At 65.3% G+C, this 6593-nt stretch carries 6 protein-coding genes and 3 pseudogenes; 3 read left to right on the forward strand and 6 right to left on the reverse strand.

Annotated elements, in window-relative coordinates; genetic code table 11:
- Together MOV75_RS22980 and MOV75_RS22985 are read left to right on the forward strand one after the other, a co-directional pair.
- Nucleotides 1-612 (forward strand): annotated as a pseudogene (locus tag MOV75_RS22980) (allophanate hydrolase); the annotation flags it as partial.
- Between the two features lie 32 nt (nt 613-644).
- A complete protein-coding gene (locus MOV75_RS22985) occupies nt 645-1412 on the forward strand; it encodes a LamB/YcsF family protein (protein WP_246930212.1) in 768 nt (255 codons plus the stop codon).
- 103 nt (nt 1413-1515) lie between these two features.
- Here MOV75_RS22985 and MOV75_RS22990 read toward each other — a convergent pair whose 3' ends face one another.
- Nucleotides 1516-1668, reverse strand: coding sequence for a hypothetical protein (locus tag MOV75_RS22990; protein ID WP_198172553.1), 153 nt, complete (start codon nt 1666-1668; stop codon nt 1516-1518).
- Nucleotides 1669-1871: 203 nt separating this feature from the next.
- Nucleotides 1872-3272 (reverse strand): annotated as a pseudogene (locus MOV75_RS22995) (sulfite reductase subunit alpha); the annotation flags it as partial.
- On the opposite strand from MOV75_RS22995, the pseudogene MOV75_RS23000 reads away from it, so the two are divergent.
- Nucleotides 3262-3951 (forward strand): annotated as a pseudogene (locus MOV75_RS23000) (caspase domain-containing protein); the annotation flags it as partial. The pseudogenes MOV75_RS22995 and MOV75_RS23000 overlap by 11 nt on opposite strands.
- Before the next feature lie 129 nt (nt 3952-4080).
- On the opposite strand, the gene MOV75_RS23005 reads toward MOV75_RS23000, so the two are convergent.
- From MOV75_RS23005 to MOV75_RS23020, 4 genes are all read right to left on the reverse strand, one after another.
- Nucleotides 4081-5196, reverse strand: coding sequence for an ATP-dependent RecD-like DNA helicase (locus tag MOV75_RS23005; RefSeq protein ID WP_246922615.1), 1116 nt, complete (start codon nt 5194-5196; stop codon nt 4081-4083).
- Between the two features lie 99 nt (nt 5197-5295).
- Nucleotides 5296-5949 carry a NapC/NirT family cytochrome c gene (locus tag MOV75_RS23010; RefSeq protein WP_246922618.1) on the reverse strand — a complete coding sequence of 218 codons (654 nt, stop codon included), beginning with the start codon at nt 5947-5949 and terminating at the stop codon, nt 5296-5298.
- Nucleotides 5946-6416 carry a nitrate reductase cytochrome c-type subunit gene (locus MOV75_RS23015; protein ID WP_246922621.1) on the reverse strand — a complete coding sequence of 157 codons (471 nt, stop codon included), beginning with the start codon at nt 6414-6416 and terminating at the stop codon, nt 5946-5948. The genes MOV75_RS23010 and MOV75_RS23015 overlap by 4 nt, the downstream gene beginning before the upstream one ends.
- On the reverse strand, nt 6413-6593 hold a 181-nt coding region (locus MOV75_RS23020; protein WP_247006668.1), incomplete at its 5' end, for a hypothetical protein. The genes MOV75_RS23015 and MOV75_RS23020, both read right to left, overlap by 4 nt.

The following is a 6593-nucleotide window of genomic DNA, read 5'->3' on the forward strand; positions in this document are numbered from 1 at the left end:
TACCCGCGCCCGCTGCAGGCTGGCGACGAGTTCACCGTTGATAACGCCAGCGGCGCGCCTGAGCTGCGGATCGAGCTGCCGAAGCCCGCGAGCGGCCCGATCCGTGTGGTGCTGGGCCCGCAGGACGACGAGTTCGACGACGCCAACAAGGCGCTGTTCCTGGGAAGCGAGTGGAAGATCTCGGCGACTTCCGACCGCATGGGCTACCGGCTCGAGGGCCCCGCCATCAAGCATCTGCACGGCCACAACATCGTTTCCGACGGCACCGTCAACGGCAGCATCCAGGTGCCCGGCAACGGCGCGCCGATCGCGCTGATGATGGATCGCGGCACCTCCGGCGGCTATCCGAAGATCGCAACCGTCATCACGGCCGACGTCGGCCGCCTCGCGCAGACCTCGGCGGGAACGGCGTTCCGCTTCAAGGCCGTCAGCGTGGCCGAGGCGCAGGACGAGGCGAAGAAATTCGCGCAACTGATCCGGACCCTGCCCGATCGCCTGCGTTCTGCCGACACCGTCGCACTCAACATCGAGGCGCTCAGTGATGCCAACGTCGCGGGCTATGCCGTGAGCGCTGTCGATGCCGGGACCTGGCAGGTCACTGAGGAGCCTTAAGGCAACAACAAAACCAGAGGCGGAGAGCACCCATGAAGACAGTCGATCTCAATTGCGACCTCGGCGAAGGTTTTGGCGCGTGGGAGATGGGCAACGACGCCGCGATGATCGAGCTGGCAAGCTCGGTCAATGTCGCCTGCGGCTTCCATGCCGGCGATCCCGACATCATGCGCCGGACGGTGGAGCTGGCGAAGGCGCGCGGCGTCTCGGTCGGCGCGCACCCTGGATATCGCGACCTGCACGGCTTCGGCCGGCATCCGATCGCGGGCCTGAAGGCCTCCGAGATCGAGAACCTCGTCGCCTACCAGATCGGCGCGTTGCAGGCGATTGCGACTGCCGCCGGCCACAAGGTCACCCATGTGAAGGCGCATGGTGCGCTCTCCAACGTCGCCTGCGAGGACGACATGACGGCGAAGGCGATCGCCGCCGGCATCAGGGCGGTCGACCCCAGCCTGATCTTCGTCGTGCTCGCCAATTCGAAGCTGGTGAAGGCCGGCGAAGCGGCCAATTTGCCGATGGTGCACGAGGTGTTCGCCGACCGCGCCTATGAGGACGACGGCAATCTCGTCTCGCGCAAGAAGCCCGGCGCGGTGCTGCACGATGCCAAGGCCATCGCCGATCGCGTGGTGCGCATGGTGCAGGACGGCGCGGTGGTCTCGGTGACCGGCAAGGTGATCAAGATGCGCACGGATACGGTGTGCATCCATGGCGACACGCCGGGCGCGGTCGACATCGCGCGCGGCTTGCGTCAGGCGTTGAAGGCTGCGGGGATCGAGGTGGCGCCGTTCAAGCACGGGTGAGGCTGACACGGTGCCGTAGGGTGAGCAGCGCAGCGTGCCCACCATCTCGTCGTATCAGAGACAGCTGGTGGGCACGCTTCGCTTTGCCCACCCGACGAGACTGTCAGAACGGATGCACCGACAACGAGCCGAGCACGATGGCCGCAATAACCGCAAACGCGCTGTAGAGTGCCAGATGATGGGCGTTCGCCCGGGTCTGCCGCGAGAGCGAGCGCGCATAGAAATGCAGTCTGGCTTCCGCCGATAGTTCGCGCATGGTCGATCTCCAACGCCCCATTTGCGGGATTATGAGGGATCAACCAGGGCGGGAGGCAAGATGGTGGTGCAAATAGCGATGCGCCTGCTGCGAAGCGGCGGCATCGCAGAGGTAAATTCTCTCCAGGCCTGGGTTCCGAGAATCTTATTCGTTCAAATCCGAGCCAGTTGGAACCGGCTCGGACAATGTCGGACTGACAGCACTCAGTACACGTCCGCCTGGAAGCGGCCCGTCTTCTTGAGCTCGGCGACGAAGCTGACGGCCTCATCGGTCGAACGTGCGCCGAACTGGGCGACGATGTCGACCAGCGCGCGCTCGACGTCCTTGGCCATGCGCTTGGCATCGCCGCAGATATAGAGATGCGCGCCTTCGGCAAGCCAGGTCCAGACCTCGCGGCCGACCTCGCGCATGCGATCCTGCACGTAGAACTTCTTCTCGCCGTCGCGCGACCAGGCCAGCGACATGCGCGTGAGCAGACCCGAGGTCTTCATCGCATTGAGCTCCTCCTGGTAGAAGAAGTCGCAGTCGCTGCGCTGATGGCCGAAGAACAGCCAATTCTTGCCGGGCGCGCCGGTCGCCTTGCGATCCAGCAGGAAGGCCCGGAACGGCGCGATGCCGGTGCCGGGGCCGATCATGATGACGGGCGTCTTCGGATCCTGCGGCAGGCCGAAACCGTGCGCCTTTTGCACGTAGACCTTGAGCTTCTCGCCGTCGTTGATGCGCTCGCCGAGGAAGGTCGAGGCGACGCCGAGACGCTTGCGCTTGCCGATGACGTAGCGCACGGAATCGACCGTCAGCGACAGCTTTCCGGGCGTCGCATTGTGCGAGGACGAGATCGAATAGAGCCGCGGCTGGAGCGGCTCCAACGCTTCGACGAAGGCCTCCGGATGCGGCCGCGTACCGGAAAATTTCTGCAGCGCCGCCATCACGTCGAGAGTTGCGGCATCGCCATCGGGATCCTCCCCCTGCGCCAGCGCCCGCGCCTTCTCGCGCGCCGCGCCGCCGGTGATGAAGGAGATCAGCTCGAACAGCGTGTCGGGTGCCGGCGACAGCGAGACGTCGTCGATCAGCACCTCGCGCAGCGTCTTGCCGTTGACCTTGGTGGTGTGGGAAGCGCCCAGCAGCGCGATGATCTGGTCGACGAGGCCGACATCGTTGCGCGCGAACACACCAAAGCTGTCGCCGACGACGTAGTCGAGCTTGCTCTCGGAGAGATCGAACTCGACGTGATAGGTTTCCTTCTCCGACTTTCCCTTGTTGAGAAGGCGGCGCGACAGGAAGGTCGCGGCAACAGGGTTGTCGCGCGAGCGGCCGGGCTCTGCGATCGTCACCGTCACGGCCGGCGCCGGAGCGTCCGGCTTGTCAGCCGCTTTGGCCGCAGGGGCCTTGTCGAGCTCCTCATAGAGCGACTTCAGCATCCGCGCGGTTTCCTTGCCGCCGGGGACGCAGAGGTTGAGCCGCGCTTCGCTACGGCCTGCGATCGCTTCCGAATAGTCATGGCAATTGTAGCCGCACTGGCCGCAATCCTGCTGCGCCATCGCCGCCATCATCTTGCGGCGCACGGGGCGCCCCTCGGCGAGCTTCATCCGCTCGGTGATCGGCAACGGCGCCTACAAGAACGCCCACGCGCTGCCGAATCCGCCGCGCGATTCCAAGCTGATCGCAAGCGTGCTGCGCGATCTCGGCTTCCAGAGCGTGATGGACACGAAAGACCTCACCCGCGACAAGTTCTTCCAGACGCTGAAAGCCTTCGCCGAGGAAGCGGAAAAGGCCGATTGGGCGGTGGTCTATTATGCCGGCCACGGTTTCGAGATCGGCGGGGTGAACTATCTCGTTCCGGTCGACGCCAAGCTCACCGCCGACAAGGACGCCGAGACCGAGGCCGTCGCGCTGGAGCAGGTGATCGCCGCCGTCGGGGCTGCGCGAAAGGTGCGTCTCGTGGTGCTGGATGCCTGCCGCGACAATCCGTTCGCGCCGGCCATGCAGCGCACGCTGTCGCTGAAGCTGGTCGACAAGGGTTTTTCCAACATCGAGCCCGGCGCCGGCTTCATGGTGGTCTACGCCGCCAAGCATGGCGAGACCGCGATGGACGGCGACGGCAGCGCCAACAGCCCATTTGCCACCGCGCTGGCGCGCGAGATCAAGCAGCCGCGCATCGAGATCCGAAAACTGTTCGACATCATCCGCGACGACGTCTGGGCCGCGACCAGGCACGGGCAGCAGCCCTTCACCTACGGCTCGCCGCCGGGACGCGAGGATTTCTATTTTGTGGCGGGGAAGTGAGGGGCCACGTTCGTCGTGCTGCAGGGTGGGCAAAGGCGCAACGCGCCGTGCCCACGATCTCTCTCTATAAGGAATAAAGCGCGTGGGCACGGCGCGTTGCGCCTTTGCCCACCCTACGGCAGCGGTGTTCTAAACGACGATGCTCAACCTTTTCGCCGCCCGCGTGATGCCCGTGTACAGCCATCGCGCCCGGCTCTCCTGAAACGCAAAGCTCTCGTCGAACAGCACGACGTCGTCCCATTGCGAGCCCTGCGACTTGTGCACGGTGAGCACATAGCCATAGTCGAACTCGTCATAGGGCTTGCGCTGCTCCCAGGCGATCTGCTCGACGCCGCCCTCGAAGCAATCGGCGCGCACCGAGACCTTGGTCACCTTGTGGCCGAAGTCCTCGTCCGGTGACAGCCGCATCGACAGGATGCGCGACTTCGAGCGCGTAGTGTTGCGCGACTTCACCCGCCAGAGGCCGCCGTTGAACAGGCCCTTCTTGCGGTTGTTGCGCAGGCACACCAGCTTGTCGCCGGCGACCGGAAAGGTATCCTCGATGTTCTGGCGCTGGCGCACGCGCATATTGTACGCGCGCCTCGTGTTGTTGCGGCCGACCAGCACCTGGTCGGCGCCCATGACGCGATCGGGGTCGAGCTCCTTGCGCGACACCACCTCGCTCTCGCCGTAGCGGCCGATGTCGAGCTCGCGTCCCTCGCGGACGTCCATCGACATCCGCACGATCGGATCGTCCTGCGCCTGGCGATGCACCTCGGTCAGCATCGCGTCGGGCTCGGTGTTGGTGAAGAAGCCGCCGCCCTGGATCGGCGGCAGCTGCGCGGGATCTCCCAGCACCAGCAGCGGGCACTCGAACGACATCAGGTCGCGCCCGAGTTCGGCGTCGACCATCGAGCATTCGTCGATCACGATCAGCTTGGCTTTCGAGGCCGGCGCGTCGTCCCACAATTCGAAGCTCGGCTGCTCCTCGCCGGATTCGCGGGCGCGGTAGATCAGCGAGTGGATGGTGGAGGCCTCGTCGCAACCCTTGTTGCGCATGACGAGGGCGGCCTTGCCGGTGAAGGCGGCGAATTTCACCTCGCCGTCGACGCCCTCGGCGATGTGCCGCGCCAGCGTGGTCTTGCCGGTCCCGGCGAAGCCGAACAGGCGGAACACCGGCGGCGTGCCGTTACGGCCGGGTTTGGCTTTCAGCCAGTCGCCGACGGCCTTGAGCGCGGCATCCTGATGCGGGGTAAAGGTGGCCATGTCTGTCTTGAGAGGTGCGAAATCGACCGATTCGCTACCCGCCAAAACTAACCATTCGCCCCGCCGGTTCAAGCGGGGCGAATCCCACTGCCTCCGGCCCTACTGCCAGCCCGGAACGCCGCGCATGTCGGGCAGCTGGTGGGCGATGCCCTTGTGGCAGTCGATACAGGTCTTTTCCTTGGTGAACAGGAAGCGCTGGTGGGCCACTGATGCCCGCGGCGATTGCTTGGTGATGTCCATGGAATCGGCGCTGTGGCAGTTGCGGCACTCCAGCGAATCGTTGGCCTTGAAACGCGCCCATTCATGGGCCGCCAGCTCGAGCCGGTGGTCCCTAAATTTCTCGGGGGTGTCGATGGTGCCGAAGATCTTGCCCCAGACCTCCTTGGAGGCCTGCATCTTGCGCGCGATCTTGTCGGTCCAGTTGTGCGGGACGTGGCAGTCCGGGCAGGTCGCGCGCACGCCGGAGCGGTTGCTGAAGTGGATGGTCGACTTCAGCTCGGCGTAGACGTTGTCCTTCATCTCGTGGCAGCCGGTGCAGAACTTCTCGGTGTTGGTGATTTCCAGCGCCGTGTTGAAACCGCCCCAGAAGATCACGCCGGCAACGAAGCCGGCCAGCACCAGGGTGCCGAGCGCGAACACCGAGCTCGGCCGGGTCAGCACCCGCCAGAGCTCCAGCACAAAGTCCCAGCTTCGCGCCAGGAAGCCGCGCTTGGCCTTCAGCTCGGCATTGGGCTCGTCAGCGGTCGTCGTCATCGCCGGCCACCGGGGCTTGAGCGCGACAGCAGCGTGTCGATGTCGGTGAAGTCGTTGCTGACCGGCGGATTGGCGGTGTTCTGCGGCACGTGGCATTCCGTGCAGAAGAAGCGGCGCGGCGAGATCGAAGCCAGGAACTGGCCGTCACGGTCCATGAAGTGCGTGATCGAGACCATCGGCGCCTGCGACTCCGCCGTGCGCGCCCGCGCGTGGCAGGACAGGCATTTGTTGCCGTTGAGGTCGATCTGGTAGCCGTCGATATTGTGCGGGATCACCGGCGGCTGCTCCGGATAGTTGCGCACCTCCTTTTCGGAGGTGTTGCGGTTCGGCAGCATCGGCGGCGCCGGGCCCTCGTCATTGAGCGGGGTCGGGCCGCGCAGGCCTGACGTCACCGTCTGAGCGGTCAATGAGCTCGTACCCGCGGCGATTGCGACCGCGAGCAGGGCAATTGCAATTCTCTTCATCATGACAGGTTCACCCGCTCGATGCGCACGGCGCATTTCTTGAAGTCGGTCTGCAGCGAGATCGGATCGGTGGCGTCCAGCGTCACCTTGTTGATCAGCTTGGATTCGTCGAACCAGGGCACGAAGACGAGGCCGCGCGGCGGCCGGTCGCGGCCGCGCGTTTCGACCCGGGCGCGGCTG

The organism is Bradyrhizobium sp. PRIMUS42, from assembly GCF_023006515.1.
In the GTDB taxonomy this organism is placed as follows: domain Bacteria; phylum Pseudomonadota; class Alphaproteobacteria; order Rhizobiales; family Xanthobacteraceae; genus Bradyrhizobium.